The 20,584-nt window shown below is 47.9% G+C and carries 23 protein-coding genes; 2 read left to right on the top strand and 21 right to left on the bottom strand.

Annotated elements, in window-relative coordinates; all coding sequences use genetic code 11:
* Positions 1-51: 51 nt before the first annotated feature.
* From CYPRO_RS16025 to CYPRO_RS16040, 5 genes are all read right to left on the bottom strand, one after another.
* Complete coding sequence (locus CYPRO_RS16025) at positions 52-1,008, bottom strand: hypothetical protein (protein WP_114985573.1); 957 nt, start codon at positions 1,006-1,008, stop codon at positions 52-54.
* A gap of 43 nt (positions 1,009-1,051) precedes the next feature.
* Positions 1,052-1,792 carry a hypothetical protein gene (locus tag CYPRO_RS16030; RefSeq protein ID WP_114985574.1) on the bottom strand — a complete coding sequence of 247 codons (741 nt, stop codon included), beginning with the start codon at positions 1,790-1,792 and terminating at the stop codon, positions 1,052-1,054.
* A 627-nt stretch (positions 1,793-2,419) separates the two neighbouring features.
* Entirely contained in the window at positions 2,420-2,596 is a 177-nt protein-coding gene (locus CYPRO_RS16670; protein WP_164682871.1) for a hypothetical protein, read from the bottom strand.
* A gap of 84 nt (positions 2,597-2,680) precedes the next feature.
* A complete protein-coding gene (locus tag CYPRO_RS16035; protein WP_114985575.1) occupies positions 2,681-2,977 on the bottom strand; it encodes a hypothetical protein in 297 nt (98 codons plus the stop codon).
* A gap of 15 nt (positions 2,978-2,992) precedes the next feature.
* A complete protein-coding gene (locus CYPRO_RS16040; protein ID WP_124245648.1) occupies positions 2,993-3,253 on the bottom strand; it encodes a hypothetical protein in 261 nt (86 codons plus the stop codon).
* 122 nt (positions 3,254-3,375) lie between these two features.
* On the opposite strand from CYPRO_RS16040, the gene CYPRO_RS16045 reads away from it, so the two are divergent.
* Positions 3,376-4,482: a hypothetical protein gene (locus tag CYPRO_RS16045; RefSeq protein WP_114985577.1), complete on the top strand. Its 1,107-nt coding sequence runs from the start codon at positions 3,376-3,378 to the stop codon at positions 4,480-4,482.
* Positions 4,483-4,528: 46 nt separating this feature from the next.
* On the opposite strand, the gene CYPRO_RS16050 is transcribed toward CYPRO_RS16045, so the two are convergent.
* The 9 genes from CYPRO_RS16050 to CYPRO_RS16090 all read right to left on the bottom strand — a co-directional run bounded on the left by CYPRO_RS16050 (position 4,529) and on the right by CYPRO_RS16090 (position 11,033).
* On the bottom strand, positions 4,529-5,143 hold the full coding sequence (locus tag CYPRO_RS16050; RefSeq protein WP_114985578.1) for a Fic/DOC family protein: 615 nt from the start codon (positions 5,141-5,143) through the stop codon (positions 4,529-4,531).
* On the bottom strand, positions 5,136-5,357 hold the full coding sequence (locus tag CYPRO_RS16055; RefSeq protein ID WP_114985579.1) for an antitoxin VbhA family protein: 222 nt from the start codon (positions 5,355-5,357) through the stop codon (positions 5,136-5,138). Before CYPRO_RS16055 ends, CYPRO_RS16050 begins: the two co-directional genes overlap by 8 nt.
* A gap of 775 nt (positions 5,358-6,132) precedes the next feature.
* Positions 6,133-7,308: a TolB family protein gene (locus CYPRO_RS16060; protein WP_124245649.1), complete on the bottom strand. Its 1,176-nt coding sequence runs from the start codon at positions 7,306-7,308 to the stop codon at positions 6,133-6,135.
* Positions 7,309-7,496: 188 nt separating this feature from the next.
* On the bottom strand, positions 7,497-7,787 hold the full coding sequence (locus CYPRO_RS17040) for a type II toxin-antitoxin system RelE/ParE family toxin (RefSeq protein WP_114985581.1): 291 nt from the start codon (positions 7,785-7,787) through the stop codon (positions 7,497-7,499).
* Positions 7,788-8,018, bottom strand: a complete 231-nt coding sequence (locus tag CYPRO_RS16070) for an addiction module protein (RefSeq protein WP_114985582.1) — start codon at positions 8,016-8,018, stop codon at positions 7,788-7,790.
* Between the two features lie 289 nt (positions 8,019-8,307).
* Entirely contained in the window at positions 8,308-8,499 is a 192-nt protein-coding gene (locus CYPRO_RS16075; protein WP_114985583.1) for a hypothetical protein, read from the bottom strand.
* Between the two features lie 61 nt (positions 8,500-8,560).
* Entirely contained in the window at positions 8,561-9,163 is a 603-nt protein-coding gene (locus tag CYPRO_RS16080) for a Panacea domain-containing protein (protein ID WP_114985584.1), read from the bottom strand.
* Between the two features lie 538 nt (positions 9,164-9,701).
* Positions 9,702-9,881, bottom strand: a complete 180-nt coding sequence (locus tag CYPRO_RS16085) for a hypothetical protein (RefSeq protein WP_114985585.1) — start codon at positions 9,879-9,881, stop codon at positions 9,702-9,704.
* A 165-nt stretch (positions 9,882-10,046) separates the two neighbouring features.
* Complete coding sequence (locus CYPRO_RS16090; protein ID WP_114985586.1) at positions 10,047-11,033, bottom strand: endonuclease/exonuclease/phosphatase family protein; 987 nt, start codon at positions 11,031-11,033, stop codon at positions 10,047-10,049.
* 188 nt (positions 11,034-11,221) lie between these two features.
* Here CYPRO_RS16090 and tyrA point away from each other — a divergent pair, with 188 nt between their 5' ends.
* Positions 11,222-12,346, top strand: coding sequence for a bifunctional chorismate mutase/prephenate dehydrogenase (tyrA, locus tag CYPRO_RS16095; protein WP_114985587.1), 1,125 nt, complete (start codon positions 11,222-11,224; stop codon positions 12,344-12,346).
* 175 nt (positions 12,347-12,521) lie between these two features.
* On the opposite strand, the gene CYPRO_RS16100 is transcribed toward tyrA, so the two are convergent.
* From CYPRO_RS16100 to katG, 7 genes are all read right to left on the bottom strand, one after another.
* Positions 12,522-14,426, bottom strand: coding sequence for a CBS domain-containing protein (locus tag CYPRO_RS16100; RefSeq protein ID WP_114985588.1), 1,905 nt, complete (start codon positions 14,424-14,426; stop codon positions 12,522-12,524).
* A 162-nt stretch (positions 14,427-14,588) separates the two neighbouring features.
* The gene (locus CYPRO_RS16105) at positions 14,589-15,110 is read right to left on the bottom strand and encodes a spore maturation protein (protein WP_114985589.1); all 522 of its coding nucleotides are present in this window, start codon (positions 15,108-15,110) and stop codon (positions 14,589-14,591) included.
* A 32-nt stretch (positions 15,111-15,142) separates the two neighbouring features.
* Positions 15,143-16,117: a nucleoside recognition domain-containing protein gene (locus tag CYPRO_RS16815; RefSeq protein ID WP_240644791.1), complete on the bottom strand. Its 975-nt coding sequence runs from the start codon at positions 16,115-16,117 to the stop codon at positions 15,143-15,145.
* Between the two features lie 415 nt (positions 16,118-16,532).
* Positions 16,533-17,414 carry a hypothetical protein gene (locus CYPRO_RS16115; RefSeq protein ID WP_114985590.1) on the bottom strand — a complete coding sequence of 294 codons (882 nt, stop codon included), beginning with the start codon at positions 17,412-17,414 and terminating at the stop codon, positions 16,533-16,535.
* Between the two features lie 173 nt (positions 17,415-17,587).
* Positions 17,588-18,025, bottom strand: a complete 438-nt coding sequence (locus CYPRO_RS16120; RefSeq protein ID WP_114985591.1) for a hypothetical protein — start codon at positions 18,023-18,025, stop codon at positions 17,588-17,590.
* A 36-nt stretch (positions 18,026-18,061) separates the two neighbouring features.
* Complete coding sequence (locus CYPRO_RS16675; RefSeq protein WP_164682873.1) at positions 18,062-18,214, bottom strand: hypothetical protein; 153 nt, start codon at positions 18,212-18,214, stop codon at positions 18,062-18,064.
* A 169-nt stretch (positions 18,215-18,383) separates the two neighbouring features.
* Positions 18,384-20,567, bottom strand: a complete 2,184-nt coding sequence (katG, locus tag CYPRO_RS16125) for a catalase/peroxidase HPI (RefSeq protein ID WP_114985592.1) — start codon at positions 20,565-20,567, stop codon at positions 18,384-18,386.
* Positions 20,568-20,584: the final 17 nt, after the last annotated feature.

Here is a 20,584-nt window from a genome sequence, read left to right on the forward strand (position 1 = left end):
CCAGTTTGTAGCTACTCATCTAGTAATTTGGCGAGTTCAAAGCTCATGGTTTTATTCAATACACCGAAGTGCCCTACGTATAAAATTTTGATTAGTGATATTAAAGTCTGATTGCCTGTAATGATTTTCAAATCTTATCTTAGCAATAGAATAACGCCTCAGTTTTTGCAAATCAGGCTTACTTAATTCAAAGTTTGCATGGACATGTACGTAAAGTGTTTCATTTGGACCAGCAGTACGCAGAGCCTCAACCCTGTAGGTGCCTATATGAACACCGTCTCCAGATCTTGGATCAGATGCACTTACAGGTTGTCCCCGGTAGTCTATTTTAATCACATCTTCATTTTCGAGTAACAGCCACAGAGACGCTCTGCCATCAATTTGCGGAAGATTGGCTTCTCTGCGGGCTCGAATGTCAGGCGCAATGTTTTTACTATATCTCAATGTAACATATTCATTTTGATTCACTGTTGTAAATGAAAGGCCAAATTGATTGTTAATTGTTTGTACAGGGGTTCTTATAGTTCTGATTTTGGTAAAAGGATCCTGCGAAATACTCAAATTCTGACAATCATTGGTAAGCGTATAATTTCCATAAAGATGTCCTGAAAATCCGCCCATCGTAGCTTGTTCAACCATCTCGAGACTTAGTTCGTATTCAGTGCCAATCTTTTTAAAATTCCCACGTCCTTTATTATCCCAGCCATCAACAAAATCAAACTCCAGAATTCCTTCGTTTGTTATTCTGGCTCTGGATGTCTCGCTGATAATTTGACCCGGTGGATCCCTGACAACCATGAAATCTATGAAAAGTTCATTTCCATTAGAAAAGACTTTCACCCTTGCAGCCATATATCCATGATAAAGTGTGTTTCCGTTACCGTCAACTTGATTCCAGGTCTCCTCAAGAGAATACGAACCATGAAACCCAGTTTCTTGCAGAGAATTCTTCGTAAGGTTTATATTACAAAGAAACCCAAGTAGTAGTATTGTGTTAAATACAATCATCGCCAATAATGTTTTGAATTTAGGTTATTGTAAAATTTTTTTTCTACTTTGTTTTTCTAAGATAGTCTAATACGAATTTTGCATTATTACTTACAAAGCTCACTTGTTTGTCTGTAACTTGCTCACCATGTATTGCATAATTGCAAATCGATAGAATTTCTCTAAGTATACCATGAAAATTATTGTCGATTATTTGATACTTCGTAAGATCTTGAATTAATCTCATAATTGGTTGGTGTCGCAACTGTTGGTCAAAAACATTTTCATCAAATCGGTTTTCCCATATTCGTCTTAGTTGAGTTTCAATATTATATCGAACTTTAAACATGGTCAAATTGTCCTCTGGAACATCAATTCTGCTGGTCAATTGTTGATCAATGATAACTCCGTGTTCTTGAAGTCTTGCTTTTACCATTCTATCAATTTCATCTTCAAGTTCTGGCAGTTTACTGTCAGGCGGTGGCGGTCCATATTGTCCATAAGCTTGGATTGTTTGGGTAAGAGTTTGGTTTTGGGTATTTCTTATCTCATTTTTAATGTCACCAAATTTTATTTTAATGTCCGTCTTCAAGTCCTCAATTTCCTTTTTAAGTTTGAGTCCAAAAAATTCAATCTCTGAAAAAATAGGAACTAACATTAACGCAACAAAAATCAAAAAAATAAAAACGTCCGCTGGAACAGATTTACCCATCGAGATAGCTTCAAATCTTTTAAAAAAGATTATTCCTGTCAATAGCAGAAGAATTATCCACCAAGTTATTTTAAACCAATTCGGTAATTTCATATCTATCTCGTTTAAGCTTTTTGCTATCCCACCCTATAACTACTTATTGAGCGACTGACAATATAATCCCCCAAGTCGTATAAGTAAAGAATTATCTACTTATGCGACTCACGGGTACGCATTAAGTACCTAAAAAGGCAGTTAATGACTATTCAGATCATCCAATTTTCTGAATTGTATAAGGAAATACTTATACAACTTGGGTAAAATGAGTTCAAAACTTGCTGCTGTTGCGATGCATGCCTAAACGATCCCATAAGCTCCCTTTATCTTGGCACTGCTTCAAGCCCCGGCGTGGACTCCTTTCATTTTTCTTGCAAATCTTTGTTCATTAGGTCCATCGACTCTGTTTCCGGGTTTTCATCATAATGCCTGAATGCAAACCCGTGTATAGCTTGTGCCTGAATGGAGGCTTTGATTTGCAAGCCCGCATCCATCCTCTTTGTCTGCCGGGTCAATCGATTGGTGGTTTCCTGTCCAACGCGGGTACAGGTTCGGAGTTGACTCAATCGGGAAGGGTTACAGGGCGCGGGGCTAGATCGGTAATATTTGCTACGAACTCTTCATCCTTATCATTAGATATTATCCACTTAGTAATTAGTTAAACTGCCCTATAAACCGGATAAATCAACCAGCCAATAGCGCAGATGCAATTAATGTTGCAATCAAAAAAGCCATAGCAATAAGTATTTTAAGCTCGAACTCTTTTGATATTTTTTTTACAACTTTATAAACTTTTCCATCCCGAACCTTGACTTGATATTTATCTTCATTTACTTCTACCAAATAAACTCCTTCACCCACACCAACAACTTCATCCCCGGACTGCGGAGCTTTATACCGCTGCCATATTTTGATATTTGCATATTCAATGAGTTTTTCAGGCTTTCAGGTTCGACCTTTTTTCACACTGTATCTAACAGTGCCGTTTTGCTCTAAATAAACTCCATCAGCAAGAGTTCCATCACCAGCTGTTATTTGAAAATCTCCAAAGGAACCATTTGCTCTTTCAAGATAGGCTTCTCTACCATCCGACAGCTTAATTAAATGCATGTTATTTTGAGTAATATACTTATTCCTCAGATACAGCTTAGCATCGGTATCAGGCACCTTGTTCTCATTGCACAGCAGAAGGTAGTCATTACCGGAATCCGTTTTGCGCCCATCTATTTTAAGAGCGAGCACCGCCTGATCAAGAAACTAGTGCCGGAACAGCTTTTTGCTGTTCCCATAATCAATAATCAGCGCCTTGGCCTCCGGCAGGTACTCCCATTTACCGTCAATGACATCACCTTCATTCGAAAGGTGTACCCGCCCATCCCGCCGGAATATCAGCTTTTGAAACGGTGCATTCTTGTCATGTGAAACAACCCAGGGCTTATCAACCAAAAACGAAGCATGATCAAGCTCTGCACTATATTTTTTTAGGCGGGGTAAGAGATCGCGGAGATGGTGGGTCATCAATTCTATAACTGAATAATTGGATTGAATTAGTTAATGCAGTAAATTAAGTGTTTTCAATATAAAAGATTATTTTGAAAGACTATCTAACGTATTATTAATTAATTGAAATTAATTGAGTCATGAAACTCTTATTTTATGCAAAAGCGATTCTTCTCTGTTTGATACTTGTGGGCTGTGCATCAACAAGTTCTATCCCGGCAGATAAGGTAACAGAAGTCAGAATAACAAAATCCGATTTTAGCCCTGTCTACACTACAATTGAGTTGGACAATGACATATTGATTAAAGTTCAGCCTGTTGACCCATCATTCTTAAATAGGCTTACTTATATAGCTGCTATTGAAACAGGTGATACTGAAACACTATTTGTTCTCAACCTTTCGAATATGATTAATAACGAAACTCTTTCCCGGAGAGAACAGGAGTCTATAGATCGGCTAATTCGCGTTTCAGATAGTATTCAGAATCAATATTCAAGTTTATTTGATAGCCAATTATTGAATGGTATTGTCGAAGCTCATGCACAACAACTTAGTTTCCCATCTCAATCAAACACTCGGAGCACAAGAACGAACAATGAGTTTCCTGCTACTTATAATCCTTTTTTTGTCAATAGCAGATTTCTGACAACTATACAACTTAGCTTTATAAATAACGGAAATACGACAAAGCGATTTAACAGTGAAGACTTTTCAGTTATATATGGCAACAACTTCTTTAAACCTCATACTCATGAGTATTTTGAGACAAGATTAAATAATCTTAGGCAAATTGATAATGTCTATAATTTCAATATGCCCGAACAAATACTTTTAGGACCAGGTCAGCAAATTACGCGCTACATAGGTGTTCAGCCTATTTCAGGGCAAACAAAAGAATTTTCTGTACAATTTTCGACTAATGATGATTTTCACAATGCAGCTTTTGAAATTAGTAGAGAATCAGAATTAACTCAGATTGTTGAAAAAGGTTTTCGAGTAGACAACAATGTTTTTGGCACAAACTACATATTTTATTCTATTATTATAAACAACGAAAACGTAATTCCAGTTGAGAGTTCTATTTTCCATGTCTTTGAAAATAATTTAATAGATGACACTTATTTATGCAATATCTTCCACAGAAGACCCGGAGCAACACTATCCAGAGACAGATTAACAATTGTTTCTTGCAGACGAATTGATCTCACGGAATACAGAAATAGACCAATACCACTTCGACAGTAAAGACTATTTAGACGTTAAGCCTCTCTTTTGTATTCCAAAGAGAGGCTTAATTAGCCTTGTCATTCGTATCAATTAACTCAAAAATCAACGCTGTCAAAGTCTTTACGTCACTTTCAATGGTTCCTTGCATATAGCGTTCGTAAACACTTTTGTTATCTGCCGGGTTAAGGTTCAGTGACAAGCCTTTTTCTAAAGCCAATAGTCTGGAAAGTTCTCTTTGAGCTCGTCCGTTTCCGTCTCTAAATGGGTGTAAATAGTTAACGGTATCTAAGATTTCCGCCAATTTTTCGCAAATTAGTTTTTTGTTGTCTTTCGGAATTTTCCTGAACTCAGCAATTAATTGGTCAATATATCTGAAAGCGTTGTCAAAGTGTGAAGTCGGGAAGAACTGTTTGCCGTCTTTACTGATTTCAACGGTACGTTTTTTCCCAGCCCAAATATATATGTCCTGGAATAAATGTTTGTGAATCTGAAAAAGGCTGTCAACACCTTTGATTTTAATGGGGTTTTCATACAGCTCTTGAAGGCGTTTTGTTACCACACTACTTTCAACAAAGAGCAATGTCTCAGGGTCTGTGATATCCAATAAATTTCTTAAAAGTCCTGTATCAGGATCAGTGTAGCTAAAGTCAGGGTCTATATATCTGTAAGCATCAGACATAAGCTTTTTCCTGGGCGAATGCCACAAGTTCAGCTAAGGTTATTTTCCCTGTCACATAGTCCCTTATGATTTCAATTCCTTTTGGAGTAGGTTTAAACCCTTCAAACATATTACTTCCCAAAGCGCTTGCTGTACTTTCAAGCGTTTTAAGGTCCGAAAACTTAACGCCCATTATGGTCAGATTTTCCCGGTCTATTTCTATCGTATTAAACATATTTTGTGTTTTAATTCTTTTGAGTTTACAAAAAATACAGATCCATTCGTTTGCTTTCAGACGCAATAAAATTATGTATCTCAACTTTTAGTTCACAAAAAATGCGTTTTACAAGCGAGCATAGAGGTATATGCGAACCATTGTTGTTGAATATACATGATGGTGTTTTTAAACCGAAACTTGATTTTTTCAGCAATACCATGATATTAAGGAACTAATAAAAAACCAAGTCAGGTCGCTCAGACAAAGAAATATCTGCTTAAGCGGGGCACAGGTACGCATTATGTACCTGAAAAGGGTGCTTAAAAGCGTGTTCGTTTTTGGGGTTGTGCTTCGTCGAATATGGAGAAACTTATACAACTTCGGTTAAATACGTTTGCAAGCTTGCTACCTTGTTCAATTACATCCTTAAAGAACCCTATAATCCCCAAAAACACCGCACTGCCCCAATCCCCGCCGTGCTCTCGTTTCATTTTTCCTACAAGTCCTTGTTCAATAGGTCCATTGCCTCTGTTTCCGGGTTTTCCATATACTGCCGTAAAGTAAATTCGGGTGCAGCTTGTACCGGAATGCAGGCTTTGGTTTGCAGGCCCGCATCCCACCTCCCTTTCTTCAGGCCAACCGTTTGTTAATCGCCCTTTTATCGCGAGTGCGGGTTGTTCTTCTAAAGGAGCAAACAATTAAGCCGCGAGTGCACGGGGTCAAAAAAGCTTTGGCAACTCAGCGGCGCGGCAGCGTATTTGAGTGTAAGCAACCAAACAGCACACTTTAGCATTTAAAATTTAGGTACCAATACTTCACCACCCGAGGCAAGGGTTCTTATCAATTGCGTTAGCTGATTGCCATTAGGAAGTGATACATACACATGTGGAAAGGTTTCCTGCTCGTATTTCCCCCTTTTGTATGACAGCCTGCCATCGGGAGCGTAAAGCACATTAGAATGATAGACGAAGTCGCGTAAGAACCTGTTTACGCGCTGATTATTTACATCAACCAATACCCGGTAGCTGCTGTTATCGCTGATAAATCCAAAATTATGCACATTCAGATAATCCCCGTTGGGGTACACGGATACCGAGCGGTCATGCACTGGCAAAGGGCCAATGATTCCGGGAAAACTGCCATGATCATCCGGCTCAAAAACCCTTCCCTTAATCAACCGCGCTACATCTGAGCCGTCCGGAGAAATTGAAGACAGATAAAAGCGTTCATCAAAAATTTCCACAAAAAACAAGCGGTTGCCTTTCCCTGACCATTTAAGATTGCTGAAAAGCAGTAATCCATCTGTAATGGTAGTCACAGCACCCGTTGAAACATCAACAATATTTCCAAGCGCTGAATCTCCAACATCAAAAGACTGATATTCCATAAAACTAATATGGGTTCCGTCAGACGACCATTCCGGATATAAAATGGAGGATTTTTCGAGAATTTCGTCTACCTGCATGGTTTCCACAGACAGAATACGCATCGTAGTTTTTTCAACTCCCGGTGCGCGGTTCGTTATAAGTAAGTTGTTCTCATTTGGTGACCATGCCATGGTAAATGAATGATAAACAATATCGTCCACATCCGTTTTCAATTCTATATTGTCCTTTAAATCATAGATTGCAATCTTTTGAACATGTTCGATTGCGCCTTCCGGCGAATTGTCTCTAAGGTACGCTATGTACCGGCCGTCATGAGACGCTTTTATCTCGTAAAAACCAAACACCGAATCCGCCAAAACCTCTCTGTTTTCAGTATCCGGCAGCTTATACCGGTAAATTTGGGCCCTGCGCGGACCAAACTCACCGAAATCCATAACGACCAAATCCCAATTCCTCAGCTCGTTTTCAACCTGATAACTATAATTACCCATCCCCGGAAAACCCATATTACTGAGAGGATTATCAGAACATCCCGCAGCGATAAGTATCGCAACTAATAAAAGACTGAAGAATTTTTTCATGGTGATAAATCCGGCTGTGGTGTATCGATGCAGGAATGAAGGGGGTTTTAGAAGCCGTAAGACGGATTGGTGTTTAGGCGGCTATAGCTATGGGAAGAATAAAAAACTCAACTTAGGGAATTAGCGGCCAAAACCAAACAACAACAAGCAGCCACTTTACGCCTGAAAAGCCATGTTATAACCACGATTTACGAACGTTTTACCCAGTAATTTGGCTTGCGCCGCAGGTGCATTATTGCCAAAATGACAATCTGATTATTATAAATTCGATATACAACGCCAAACGGGAAGCCCTTCAATAAAACCCGACGTGCGTATGCATTTAACAACGTCCCGGATTCCGGGTAAGCCGAAATTAAACTCAGCGTACTATCGATTTCATATAGAAACTTTGATCCCAAGCCATGATCTTTCTGCTCATAATAGGCGACACTTTCGAACATTTCTTTCTGTGCAGCCGGTTGAAATGTTACCCGCATTTAAGATAAAAGGCTTCGGGCTTTAGCCATGACTTCTGTGGCAGGAATTAATTCGACTTCCCCTGATTCAAATTCACTATTACGACGTTCAATCTCCTGTAGCCATGCCTGCTCCACACCGATTTCCTTGCGCTTTTCTAAACTGTCAAGAAGTCTTGATGCAAGTCGAGCACGCTGCTTGTCACTAAGTCTTAGCGCCGAGGTTTCGATTTCTTTAAATGTGTTTGCCATAAGTGATATTTAAGGTCTGTTAGTAATCTATCAAAAAGCGGACATATTTGGAAGTCAGACTTTAGTGCTTGAAATTACAAGAATTGTGAATGCAGAAAGTACACTGCCTAAAAATTCCGCTTATATGAACCCTTCAAGGCCAATTCCACAGGTATCTTGACCATCGCTATAAATGTGGGCTTCGTATATATAACGGTTTTGCAAATAAGCGTGGCTAAGACCCTGAACATAAGCAACTCACCGCAAACACGTCCGCTTGATTTGCTTTGTTAGCACACGGGACTGTCGATTATGACAGAGAGGAAGGCTTTTTCGTAGTGATTTCCCCGTTGGGAAGCTGATAATAAATTTTGCCGTTCTTGGAATAGACATTGGGAAGACCCATCTTCCTGTTTTCTTCCTGGGCTTTTCTCACACCACGATTACCCAAGCGGGTAAGCTCAGCTGCAAAATCTTTGGTATGTATATTATTTTTGCTCATGCTTTTCTTTTAGATTTTTAAACGTCGATCCCTTTTTTGTCAGCGGAAAAATAGCAATGTGCTATGAGACCGGTTCGCAATGCCATGACTCAAAGGCAATTTCATTCAGCTGCTTTTTAGCCGTTTTTACCCCTTCAAGATATTCTTCTAAACTTGAATATTCGGGCACGTAGTCTTTTTTCATATCAAAAGTAAACGAATAGTGACCAGCCGTTTTCGGGGGATAGTACTTTTGAGCAGTCTTGTTGTTAAGCGGAAAATTCCAGGCAAAAGGCTGCTGTTGATAAAATGCCGTAAGTTCCTGATCCGGTATTCGTCCCCCCTCTTTGACATATTTTTTCCAGGGATTTTCCAAATGTGTTGTTTTTGATAGTTCTATAGCTGATAACACGGCATAACTTTCCAGGATAAAATGAATTTCCGCTGCAGGCTTAGCGCTGATGAAATCCATATCAGTAATCGGTTCCCGGCCGAAATGCTTGTATTTGTAGTAAATATCCGGCTCAACAGGTCCGTGTTGCCAGGCTTCAAAATTGGCTTCAAATGATTTTTTACCCGCGACCAACTGCCAAACATAGCAATAGTAGAGCAGCTTTTGAAGCTTCATTGGCGTTGTGCCTTCGTAATGTTGCACGATGTAAATTGAAAGCGTGAATTTATCCATTACATAACCGGGTTAGATCCTAACATGTAAGCAAAATAAGATATATAGGGCTGATTTCATATCTGCACTACCATATCCTTACGAACCTGTCCGCCCAACGGGCCGTTTCGGGTTACGGAATCTCGTCTGACACCCAATTTTTCCTGTTTGTTTTAACACTTGTGCCTAAATGGTGCCGGCTTTAGTCTGTAAGCCCGCTTCATTATCCTTCCTGTGTTGCACTTTTCGCACACACGCCCCAATGAATTAGAACTGCGAAATGAAGATGAGAGCCAAACCCGAACCCTCCAAAGGTTTCAGAACCTTTGGAGGGTTGGTGGGGGAAATCGTTTGAATTCGTTGAAGTCCGTCCATTACGGGTTCTGCCAGGGGAGGAAAGCGAAAATTACAAGTGAGCCTATAATCGAAAGGAGACAGATTTCTCCGGAATATCAATTGCATTCATGATTATCCTGTTCTAATATTTTTCGGGCACGATTAAAAAAATGCTGAATCTTCATCAATTCCATATACCAGAATATTCGTATCAATCAAAACTTTACTCATAGGCTAATGCGCGTATGTTTTTTCTATCAAGTTTTCCTTCTAATTTTAAAGAAAGAATCTTTCCGGAAGACATCTTCGCTTTTTTTAAGGAAGTAAGGTATTGATATACTTTTTCAAGCTCATCTTCGGAAAGCTTATCTATATCTTTTTTAACTTTTTCTTTAGTGATCATAGATTCAATGCATTAGATTAATCTGTCAGTTTAGCTTATTTAGTGAGGGAACCATTGTCATAAATGAACGCTATTTAAGGTTAGATAACAGATCATTGAGTCTGCCACAATATACTTTCTTCGGTCAACTATGCAAAACAACACCTGCATAATGCCCCCAATCCCCTAACCGCGCTCTTCAACCATCATCGCTACCGGGTAATGGTCGCTGTAACCGGTTTGGGGATTATACACGCCTGAAGCAGGTCTGCCGAAGCGGATGGGGTCGGGGTACATGCCGCCGCTTACCATTTCGGGGAATTTTTCGACCCGCGCATAGCTGCCGTCGCTGAAGGTGCTCAGGCGTATCGGGGCGTTGGCGAGCAGCATGCCGCGCGATACCAGCAGCTGATCTAACACCACCGGGAAGTTGTTGAAGTAAAAGGTGCCGTCTGCCGCGCCGAGCACCGGCCACATCAGGTTGTAGAGGCGCGGAATGCGGGCGTTTCGCACGCGGGTCAATGAGTTGGAGGACAGCGCGTAGTCGGTCAGCGCGCGGTTAAACGGCTCATCGTTGAAATCCCCCATCACGATGACCGGAATATTGGGGGTGCGGATCTCAAATATGCGTTCCATCCAGTAGCTGAGCGTTTCGGCGGCCATAATGCGGTACGGTTCTGAACCATACTCCCCGCCCCGGCGCGAAGGCCAATGATTGCCGATCACAAGCAGCGGATGATTGCCCGGCTTGGTCTTCAGGTTAATCTGAAGCAGGTCGCGGGTTGCGCTGCGCTTGAGCACTTCGAAATGGAAGAGGCCTTCAAACGTAAACAGATCAGCGTCATAAATGAAGGCTACATCAATGCCGCGGTTGTCATTGCCGGGATGATGGGCGGCCGTGTACTGCCGGCCCGCGGCCCTGAGCTTGCCGATCAGCTTATCAATCACGGCCTTGCTCTCCACTTCGCACAGGCCGATGAGGTCAGGACCAGCGCTGCCGTTCATTTTCAGGATGATGTGCGCGAGCTGATTCAGCTTTTGGTCGAGTACGGCTTCCGTCCAGCCTTCGAGTACGCGCCGCAGCCGCGACTGCAGGTAATCCGGCCGGTCCGGACAGTCTTCGGTGTCAAACAGGTTTTCAACATTCCACCAGGCGAAATAGTAGGTTTTCATAGCGGCTGTTCCTCAGCGATTGGGTAATAAGAAGGATGTTATGCCTGCGCATAATAAGCTGCAATATAGGGATTTAGATACCCATCCTAACGATACGTTCCAACGGCGTCTCAAAAAATGCTATCTTCTGCCCTTCAAAACATCTGAGGACAAAATGTGCACGATAGGCGTGCAAATCAAAGCGTGTTATGAGTACATCCCTTGAAGAGCTTCGCAAAAGGCTCGATACCATTGACGAATCCGTCCTGCGGCTGCTGGCCGAACGGCAGGACATCATCCGGCAGGTTGCCGAAACCAAGCGCAAAACCGGGGTGCCGGTGTATGTTGCCGGGCGGGAGCAGGAAAAAACCGACCGCTTTCGCGAGCAGGCCGCACAGCTCGGCATTTCCCCCGACTGGGCGGAGGATTTTTTACGCATGATGATGAGCGCCTCCCGCGCCAATCAGTCGGAAGCGACCTTCCCAAGCGCGACGCCGGAACCGAAAACTTGGCTGATTGTCGGCGGCGAAGGCGGCATGGGGCGGCTGTATGCGGAACTGATCCGGAAAAGCGGGCATCAGGTACGCACGCTCGACCGCAACGATTGGCTCAAGGCCCGCGCGCTCACCGAAGGCGCCGATGTCGTTCTCGTGACCGTGCCCATCAACCTCACCGGAGATGTCATTACGCGCATTGCCCGATTTATGTCGCCGGAGCAGCTCCTATGCGATTTCACGAGCATCAAGGCCGAGTATGTGAACCTCATGCTGCAGGCGCACGACGGACCGGTTGTCGGGCTGCACCCCATGCACGGGCCCGATGTACGGCAGGTTTCGCGTCAGCTGATGGTCGTCTGCGAGGGACGTCAGCCGGAAGCCGCGGAATGGCTCATCCGGCAGTTTGAGCTTTGGGGCATGCGCATCAAGCGGGCCGACGCGGACATGCACGACCGCGCCATGCATTTGGTGCAGGGCCTGCGGCACTTTGTTGCCTTGCTGCATGCTTCCTTCATGAACCGCCTCGACCTGCGTCCGGAAGACATGCTTGACTACAGCAGCCCCATCTACCGGGCCGAGCTGATGATGACCGGCCGCATTTTCGCACAGGATGCACGCCTCTATGCCGATATTGTGTTTTCGGATGCCGAACGCATTCGCATGCTCACCGATTTCCTCGGTCATCACACGGCCCTCGCCGAAATGGTGCGCACAGGCGACAAGGAACGGTTTATTCGTGAGTTCGAAACGGCAACCGATTTCTTCGGCGCATTCGGCGCGCAGGCCCTCAAAGAAAGCGGCTACCTCATAAACCGCCTCGCCGACCGCTTCGGCTAAGCCGCATTATTCACAATTAAACAGGATTAATTTCCCAAATATTAGTTTTAATTGGGCTTAACGAAAAACACTTATAGCCCAAATTTGGGTGTGGTGTAAAGGCTGCGCACCGAGCGCAGCGATTCCCGCGCAGCGAAATTTCCCCGCTGGCGGCGTTGAAGCTGAAAACTCAGCCTCAGCCCCGCTTCTTCCTCTCAATCCTCCGCTGACGCGCCCGGATTTTCGCTGCGTCCTTATCGGTGATGAGGCCCGCGAGCAGGCCTTCGGTCACGACCGGCAGGCAGCTCAGTTTGTTGCGCTCCATGAGGTCGAGCACGGCCTCGATTTCCATACTTGCCGAAATCGTGAGCGGATCGGGCTGCATTACATCGGCAGCAGTCGCATAGGGCTGATCGGGATGAGCGTGAAACCAGGCCGTGAGTCCGGCCTTGGTGATGAGGCCGAGCAGGCGGCCCTCGTTGTCCTCAACCGGCAGATGACGAATGTTGCGCCAGTCCATGATGCGCAGCACCATATCCGCCAGATCGTGTTCCTGCACGGTGATGAGGTCGGTCGTCATCGCATTGCCGGCGATTTCATACCGCATGCGGATGCCTTCCAGCTCCTCGGTTTTGGCCGGCTCCCAGCGGCTAACGACCTTGCCGGATTGCTGCCGTTTGTGCAGGATGGCCGTGAGCGCGGTACAGGCTTCGTCCCGGCTCAGGTCTTTGCGGAGGGCGCGGAACCCGTGCAGCATCCAGCGCGAGCCGGTATTGTAGTTTGCGGTGCGCTTCAGCACTATGCTCAGCCATTTAAAGCGCTCCTCTTCCGGAATGCCCGCTTTCTCCAGGCCCTCATCCGCGATGGGAATCAGCTTGTCCATGACCAGCCGCTTGGCGCCGATGTATTCGCCTTCCCACCACATGATGCTACCAATCCCCCACATGGCCGCCTTTTGAAAGTTTTCTTTGGCGTGCTCAAAGGGCATGATTTGCGCAATATCTTCGTAGCGATCCGGCATGCCGTGCATGAGTCCTGTCCAAAGGGCGAGGTTGGCGATTTCGTCCTCGGGGGTCGGACCGGAAGGGATATAGCGGTTTTCAATGCGCAGATGCGGCACGCCGCCGCCTACCCCGTAGCAGGGCCGGTTCCACTTGTACACGGTGCCGTTGTGCAGGGTGAGGGCAGGCAGTTTCGGAATGCCGCCCTCCTTCAGAATATCCAGCGAGCTCTTCTCAATATCGGTTGAAAACAAAATGGTGTGCCGGGCAATATCGCTTTTGTACACATCCGTCGGCTCCGAAATCCAGCGGTTGCCAAAGGTGACGCGTTGCTGCCGTTCGCGCATGTTGAAGCCCTTGCTCCGGGTATCGATGCTTTGCTGAAACAGCGGGATACGGGTTTCCGCCCAGAGCTGCCGCCCGATCAGCAGGGGCGAGTTCACGCAAACCGACAGCAGCGGACCCGCGATGGCCTGCGCCCAGTTGTACCGCGCCACGAAATCCGCCGGATCAACCTGATAGTGCATCTGAAAGCTTGTGTTGCAGGCCTCAAACAGAATGTTGCGGTGCTTGATGATGAGTTCATCCACGCCTGAAAGGTTCAGCTCAAAATCCCCGCCACGCAGTTTTTTGAGCATGGCATCGAGGGTGCGGTAGCGCTCCCGGGGCGTGAGGTAATCAATCTGCACACAGCGGTAATCAATGGAGGGCAGGATGCCGGCAAGCACCACCTTTTCGCCGTGCAGCGCCGCCGCCCGCTCCGCTTTCCCCAGCAGCTCGCGCAGCTGTGCCGCCATATCGTTAAGCGTACCGGCCCGGAGCTCCATCGGATCCAGATTGATTTCAAGGTTGTAGCGGGCGAGCTCGGTCGTGAAATGGGGATCATCGATGGATTGCAGCACCCGCAGGTTGTTGCGGGAGGGCTTGTAGAAACTGTTAACCAGACAGAACTCCTGTTCCGCCCCGAGACGTGTGATGCCGCTTTCAATCATCCCGGCATCGAGCATGTGCTGCAGGGCCTGCACGTCATCAATCAGATGGCGCAGAAAAACTTTCCGGGCTTCCGGGTCTGTTGCGATTGAAATACTCTGAATCCCCATGATATGCCCTCCGCAGGCCTTCGTTTACAGGTGTAATTGGTTAGCGCGCTTTTTTGGTTACAAGAGCCACATATTTTAATAACGGAATTATGAAGGAAAAATAAAACAGCCGCATGCCTGCAAAGGGTTGTTTTCTGAAGCGCATGTGCTGAACAGTTTCCCTCAAGCAAACAGCCAGTAGCAAACCGCAACGGAGGCAATCACGCCTGCGAAATCGGCGATGAGGCCGGCCTGCACCGCATAGCGCACCTTACGGATGCCCACGGCGCCGAAGTACACGGCAAGCACGTAAAAGGTCGTCTCGGTTGAGCCGAACATGGTTCCGGCGACCTTCACCACGAAGGAATCTTCCCCGTAGGCCGCAATGAGATCGGCCATCACGCCTACCGAGCCGCTGCCGGTAAGCGGACGCATAATCGCCATTGGCAGCACCTCCGCCGGAAAGCCAACCAGCGCCAGCACCGGATCAAGCAGATGGATGAGCATTTCCATCGCGCCGCTCGCCCGGAACATGCCAATGGCAAACAAAATGGCAACGAGATACGGAATGATGCGCACCCCAATCTGAAATCCTTCCTTGGCGCCATCCACAAAAACTTCATAGACCTGCACTTTTTTGATCAGGCCGTACAGCGGAATGGCTACGATGATGAGGGGTAAAACAAGAATACTGAGAATCTGCATGGGTTCTTTTTTTCGGGTGAGGCGGGTGGAAATCAGGATTGGGTTGGCGCAGGGGCAGGTGCAGCTTTGTCGGGCTGTACCGCCGGCGGTTCTGGAAACTTGCGGGCGTAGTAGGAGGCCGCCGTAACGCCCACAACCAGCGAAATCGCCGTCGTGATGAGGATGCTGTAAAACAGCTCTGCGACGCCTACGCCCAGGAGCGCAATCAGCGTAACCGGGGGCACGAGCTGCACGCTCGCGGTATTCATCGTCAGGAACATACACATCGCATTGGTCGCGCTTTCCTTATCGGGGTTCAGTTTCTGAAGCTCTTCCATTGCTTTAATCCCCAGCGGGGTTGCCGCGTTGCCCAGCCCCAGCATATTGGCCGAAAGGTTCAGGCTGATGGCGCCCAGTGCCGGGTGATCTTTGGGCACGTTCGGGAACAGGAAACCCAGTACCGGATTGACCACTTTCACCAGTTTATAAATGAGGCCGCTCTCTTCGGCAATTTTCATCAGTCCCAGCCAGAGAGCCATGATGCCGATCAGCCCGATGGCCAGGGTAACGGCAAACTCCGCCATGTCGAAGGCCGCCTGCGTGATGCTGCGCATTTTAACCAGATGCACTTCGGGCAGGGTGATCACCGCGGTAGCCGCCGCAGCGCCCGCTTCCTTTTCGTGGGTAAGCACCAGCGCCCGAAGCTGCGTGAGGTCGCGCGCGTCCTGATGCTCCGCTACGTGACGCCAGTGTTCCGGCAGGCTTTCCGTCACCGGTATGATGAGCTCGGCCTTATCTTCTCCGGGAAACCATTCTGCCCGATAGACTTCCCCGGAGGCGTCAGGCCCTTCCGTGATGCGGAACTGCACCGAAGCCCGCCGCTGCAGGTCGGTGTTTTCGGGGATGACGAGCGCGACGCCGATCTCGGCCCCGTTTTGGAATTCATCGGTAACATAGTCCCGAAGATCGGAAGTGACCGCAAAAAGCAGGCTAAAAATGATGAGCCCGGCCCAGATGTAATTCAGCATGAAAGAATCGACTTTTGGATGGTAGTAAGCTGTGGTGATCTGCGCAATTATGATACAGAACCCACAGCCATTGCCCAAGACCAAAAGTCAGCTTCGGCATCTGAATATGTGCACTTCCCCCAAATTTCTCTTCGCTGCCAGGCCGGATAAATAAAAAAAGCGCCATGCCCGGGGGGCCTTTACCCGGGGCATGACGCTTCAAATTTGGTGCGAGCTGTGAAAAAGCCGTCTGAAATTAGGCCGAATGCTTCATCATACGGGTTAACCCGCATTATACACCAAGAAATTTTCTTGCGGGGGAGTCGCTTCGCTCGGTGCGCAGTATTTACACTACACCCGATTTGGATTACCGATGTTTTCGCTAAGACAACTGACGCTTAGCAAATAAATACTGTTTAATTGTGAATAATGCGGGTTAAAAGGTAGCCGTAAGACCTATACTCAGCGCATGTTGCGTTTGCTTAAGGCCGATATTATTCCTGCGCTCATACGTCAGGTAGTGAAAATCATAGTTCAGATTCAGGGCCATGCTGTCGCTGAGCCTGTAGGCTGCGCCGGGGGTTATCCGAATAGAAAAGTGATCTTCCGCGCTAACAACGGACGTTCCGGTCACCGTGCGGAGCGAGGCGTCCCAGCGCCCTTCTGTTTCAATGCCCAGGTTTAGACCGATCACCGCTTTACCAGGGTTATCGCTGACATCCAGCTTGGTACGCACGACCGGGATGTCTGCGAGATCGAGCTCAAAATCAAGCTCAGAGCGGATACTGCCAAACCGGAAGGCCACCGACGGCTCCGCGTAGTACCGGACGCCCCCGCGCATTTCAGATTCCCAAACACGGTACAAAACCCCGACATCAACGGAGAGCGAGCTGCCGCTTGCTAAAATGCCGGCCGAAACGGGGGTGCCGGCAGGTACAGGCACCGGAGGGTTGAACTGTGTATTGATAACATTTGCCAAAACCGGCGGCAGCGGATAATTACGGGCTGTACGGGAGTCTTCGGCGTAGGTAAAGCTCAAATCCACAAAATAGCCCCAGTCGTTTCTGCGGCCCTCCAGCCGAAAACCGCCGGAAAACGCCTGATCCAGCGAGAGAAAATCTCCAAGTCCAAGGTCAAAAGTCTCGGTGATATTCAGGACCGTCACTTCCGACTCCATGCTGAACGGAATGTGGAGGTTAGGGGAAACGGTAAACTGCCAGGTGCCGGCATGTTGTGCGCGGGCCGTGTGTGTAAATGCTGCGCTTAAGCATAGCAGGAATAAGGTGACTGAAGCAAGGCGGGTAAATAGTTTTTTCATGTGAAGCGTCTGTTAGATGATCATTGGTAAGAGGTCAAATATAAACTGATGTTTGGGAATAAACCGAAGAAAAAACAGTTCCTATCATTCCCCCTGATTCTGTAGTTCCTGCCCTTATCGTCCTGATGGATATCGGCTGACTCTGAAGACAGATTCTGCCTGATCTCACAACATCACGCTTCAAAAATAACCACTATTTCCGCGGCACGGCCTTCCCCAATACCCGCGACGGCCCAGTTGAAGACATTGTTGGCCGCGTGCAGCACGCGCTCGGTCGTGCCGGCCCGCATCATGGTGAGGGCCAGCTCGGTGCCCGGAAAGTAGCGGTCGCCCCAGCTGTTGATATCCGTGGGCCGGTAGTAGATGTCAAAGACAAGGGTGCCGTTTTCCACCGTTCGGGTGAAGTCGGCTTTGTAGGTTTCATCACGCAGCGGGTTCGGGCTTTCGGAAGCCTGTTCCGGTAAAATGGCGAAATGGTAGCCCGGACCTTCAAAACCCGTTGCATTCGGCCCGTGCAGACCGGTTTGTCTCGGACCGCCGCCCAGCAGCGTAAACGCCTGACCTTCTTCGGAAGCAGGCAAATGCCTGAATTCAAGTCTCAAAAATGCCATGCCTTCCGGCAGCTCTTCCCCGGAAAGCGTTCGCGTCTACAGCACATCATCCTGAAAAGATTCCCCAAGAAAAACAAGCCCCGTGCTTCGGATGTCCACATCCGGCGCCCGAGCCGGTAAAAAGCGCATCCCCAAAAACAGCAGCGCACAGGCCGCGACCACAATTGAAATAAAGTACCCTCTAATCAAATTTTCGGCTTTACCGACAAGTTGGATTCAAATTGGTTTTTCACCTTTTCCGAAAATAGCAAAAGAACGCCCGCGAAACTGCCTAATAAAAACAAGGCGGCTGCCCCAAAACCGGATCAGCCGCCTTGCGGAACAGATGACATCAGCCTGAGAGGCTGTTTACTGCGAATCAGGCTTCCAGATCAAAGCGATCAGCATTCATCACCTTAACCCAGGCTTTGATGAAGTCCGATACGAATTTCTCTTTGTTGTCATCCTGCGCATAAAACTCGGCATAGGCGCGGAGGATGGAGTTGGAGCCAAACACCAGATCGGCCCGGGTAGCGGTCCATTTGGTTTCGTTGGTTTTGCGGTCGAGTACGAGGTACAGGTTCTCGCCATGCGGGCGCCAGTTGTACTTCATATCCGTGAGGTTCACGAAGAAGTCGTTGGTGAGCAGCCCTTCGTTGTCGGTGAAAACGCCGTGCTTGGTTCCGCCGTAGTTGGTGCCGAGCACGCGCATGCCGCCCACGAGTACCGTCATTTCAGCAGCGGTGAGGCCTAGCAGCTGTGCTTTGTCGAGCAGCAGTTCTTCGGTTTTGGCAGCGTAGATTTTCTTCTGCCAGTTTCTGAATCCGTCATGCACCGGCTCCAGGTATTCGAAGGACTCTTCATCCGTCATTTCAGCAGTCGCGTCGCCGCGACCCGGCATGAAGGGCACCGTCACATCAAAACCGGCGTCGCGCGCGGCTTTTTCCACTGCAGCGGATCCGCCCAGCACGATTAGGTCGGCTATGCTCACTTTCTTGTCGAGGCTGGCCTGCACCTGTTCGAGTGTGGAAAGTACTTTTTTGAGACGCTCAGGCTCGTTGCCTTCCCAGTCAATTTGCGGGGCAAGACGAATTCTTGCGCCGTTGGCACCGCCCCGGTAGTCAGAACCGCGGTAAGTTCTCGCGCTGTCCCAGGCGGTCGTGATGAGCTCGGTCTGGCTTAGGCCGCAGTTGAGCAGCGTATTCTTCAGGGTTTCGATCTCGGAATTGGTCAGGGTGTAATCCACCGCAGGGATGGGATCCTGCCAGATGAGGTCTTCCTGCGGCACATCGGGGCCGAGGTAGCGGCTCTTCGGACCAAGATCACGGTGCGTGAGCTTGAACCAGGCGCGGGCAAAAACATCTTCGAAATACGCGGGATCTTTGTAGAAGCGCTCGGAAATCTCTCTGTAGGCCGGATCCATTTTCATGGCCATGTCGGCGTCAGTCATGATAGGATTTCTGCGGACCCCCTTGATGTGCGCGTCAAAAGGTTTGTCTTCTTCCTTACAGTTGATGGGCTCCCACTGCCACGCACCGGCCGGGCTCTTGGTCAGCTCCCACTCATAGTTGAGCAGCAGGTGGAAATAGGTGTGATTCCAGCGGTCCGGGGTTGTCGTCCATGCGCCTTCGATACCGCTTGTCATGGTATCTTCGGCATTGCCTTTACCCATGGGATTCAACCAGCCAAAACCTTGCATTTCAACATCGGCACCTTCAGTATTGGCACCCAGCAGCTCTTCTCTGCCGTTTCCGTGCGTTTTCCCGACGGTATGACCACCAGCCGTAAGGGCCACTGTTTCTTCGTCGTTCATGGCCATGCGCTTGAAGGTCGTGCGGACATCCTGTGCCGTTCTGAGCGGATCAGGGTTGCCGTCAACGCCTTCCGGATTCACGTAAATCAAACCCATCTGAACGGCAGCAAGCGGGTTCTCGAGGGAGTCACTCTCAGCTGGATTGCTGTAGCGTGATTTGCCCAGCCATTCTCTTTCAGAGCCCCAGTTGATGTCCTTTTCAGGGTGCCAGATGTCTTCGCGGCCACCGGCAAACCCGAATGTTTTGAAGCCCATGGACTCATACGCCATGTTTCCGGCCAGGATGAAAAGGTCTGCCCAGGAAAGCTTGTTGCCGTACTTCTTCTTGATAGGCCACAGCAGGCGGCGTGCCTTGTCGAGGTTCACGTTATCGGGCCAGCTGTTGAGCGGGGCAAAGCGCTGCGCTCCGGTACTGCCACCGCCGCGACCATCGGCCACGCGATAGGTACCGGCAGCATGCCAGGCCATGCGGATCATCAGGCCGCCGTAATGCCCCCAGTCAGCAGGCCACCAGTCCTGACTGTCCGTCATCAGGTTTTTGAGGTCCGTTTTAACCGCTTCCAGGTCAAGCTGTTTGAAGGCTTCTTTATAGTTGAAATCCGGATCGGTGGGCTTGGTTTTGGTATCGTGCTGATGCAGGATATCCAGGTTAAGGGCATTGGGCCACCAGTCGGTTACCGTGTTTTGGGCTGCGGTATTTGCCCCGTGCATAAAGGGGCACTTGCCGTTTCCATTCGCTGAGTTGCTCATAATTTTTAGTTTAATGG

Origin of the sequence: Cyclonatronum proteinivorum, from assembly GCF_003353065.1 — a bacterium.
Lineage (GTDB): Bacteria > Bacteroidota > Rhodothermia > Balneolales > Cyclonatronaceae > Cyclonatronum > Cyclonatronum proteinivorum.

What these genes read in the sequence shown, in the direction of transcription:
- CYPRO_RS16025 (WP_114985573.1), bottom strand. Translation starts at nt 1,008, where the DNA reads ATGATTGTATTTAACACAATACTACTACTTGGGTTTCTTTGTAATATA.
- CYPRO_RS16030 (WP_114985574.1), bottom strand. Translation starts at nt 1,792, where the DNA reads ATGAAATTACCGAATTGGTTTAAAATAACTTGGTGGATAATTCTTCTG.
- CYPRO_RS16040 (WP_124245648.1), bottom strand. Translation starts at nt 3,253, where the DNA reads ATGACCCACCATCTCCGCGATCTCTTACCCCGCCTAAAAAAATATAGT.
- CYPRO_RS16045 (WP_114985577.1), top strand. Translation starts at nt 3,376, where the DNA reads ATGAAACTCTTATTTTATGCAAAAGCGATTCTTCTCTGTTTGATACTT.
- CYPRO_RS16050 (WP_114985578.1), bottom strand. Translation starts at nt 5,143, where the DNA reads ATGTCTGATGCTTACAGATATATAGACCCTGACTTTAGCTACACTGAT.
- CYPRO_RS16055 (WP_114985579.1), bottom strand. Translation starts at nt 5,357, where the DNA reads ATGTTTAATACGATAGAAATAGACCGGGAAAATCTGACCATAATGGGC.
- CYPRO_RS16060 (WP_124245649.1), bottom strand. Translation starts at nt 7,308, where the DNA reads ATGAAAAAATTCTTCAGTCTTTTATTAGTTGCGATACTTATCGCTGCG.
- CYPRO_RS17040 (WP_114985581.1), bottom strand. Translation starts at nt 7,787, where the DNA reads ATGCGGGTAACATTTCAACCGGCTGCACAGAAAGAAATGTTCGAAAGT.
- CYPRO_RS16070 (WP_114985582.1), bottom strand. Translation starts at nt 8,018, where the DNA reads ATGGCAAACACATTTAAAGAAATCGAAACCTCGGCGCTAAGACTTAGT.
- CYPRO_RS16075 (WP_114985583.1), bottom strand. Translation starts at nt 8,499, where the DNA reads ATGAGCAAAAATAATATACATACCAAAGATTTTGCAGCTGAGCTTACC.
- CYPRO_RS16080 (WP_114985584.1), bottom strand. Translation starts at nt 9,163, where the DNA reads ATGGATAAATTCACGCTTTCAATTTACATCGTGCAACATTACGAAGGC.
- CYPRO_RS16085 (WP_114985585.1), bottom strand. Translation starts at nt 9,881, where the DNA reads ATGATCACTAAAGAAAAAGTTAAAAAAGATATAGATAAGCTTTCCGAA.
- CYPRO_RS16090 (WP_114985586.1), bottom strand. Translation starts at nt 11,033, where the DNA reads ATGAAAACCTACTATTTCGCCTGGTGGAATGTTGAAAACCTGTTTGAC.
- tyrA (WP_114985587.1), top strand. Translation starts at nt 11,222, where the DNA reads ATGAGTACATCCCTTGAAGAGCTTCGCAAAAGGCTCGATACCATTGAC.
- CYPRO_RS16100 (WP_114985588.1), bottom strand. Translation starts at nt 14,426, where the DNA reads ATGGGGATTCAGAGTATTTCAATCGCAACAGACCCGGAAGCCCGGAAA.
- CYPRO_RS16105 (WP_114985589.1), bottom strand. Translation starts at nt 15,110, where the DNA reads ATGCAGATTCTCAGTATTCTTGTTTTACCCCTCATCATCGTAGCCATT.
- CYPRO_RS16815 (WP_240644791.1), bottom strand. Translation starts at nt 16,117, where the DNA reads ATGCTGAATTACATCTGGGCCGGGCTCATCATTTTTAGCCTGCTTTTT.
- CYPRO_RS16115 (WP_114985590.1), bottom strand. Translation starts at nt 17,414, where the DNA reads ATGAAAAAACTATTTACCCGCCTTGCTTCAGTCACCTTATTCCTGCTA.
- CYPRO_RS16120 (WP_114985591.1), bottom strand. Translation starts at nt 18,025, where the DNA reads ATGGCATTTTTGAGACTTGAATTCAGGCATTTGCCTGCTTCCGAAGAA.
- katG (WP_114985592.1), bottom strand. Translation starts at nt 20,567, where the DNA reads ATGAGCAACTCAGCGAATGGAAACGGCAAGTGCCCCTTTATGCACGGG.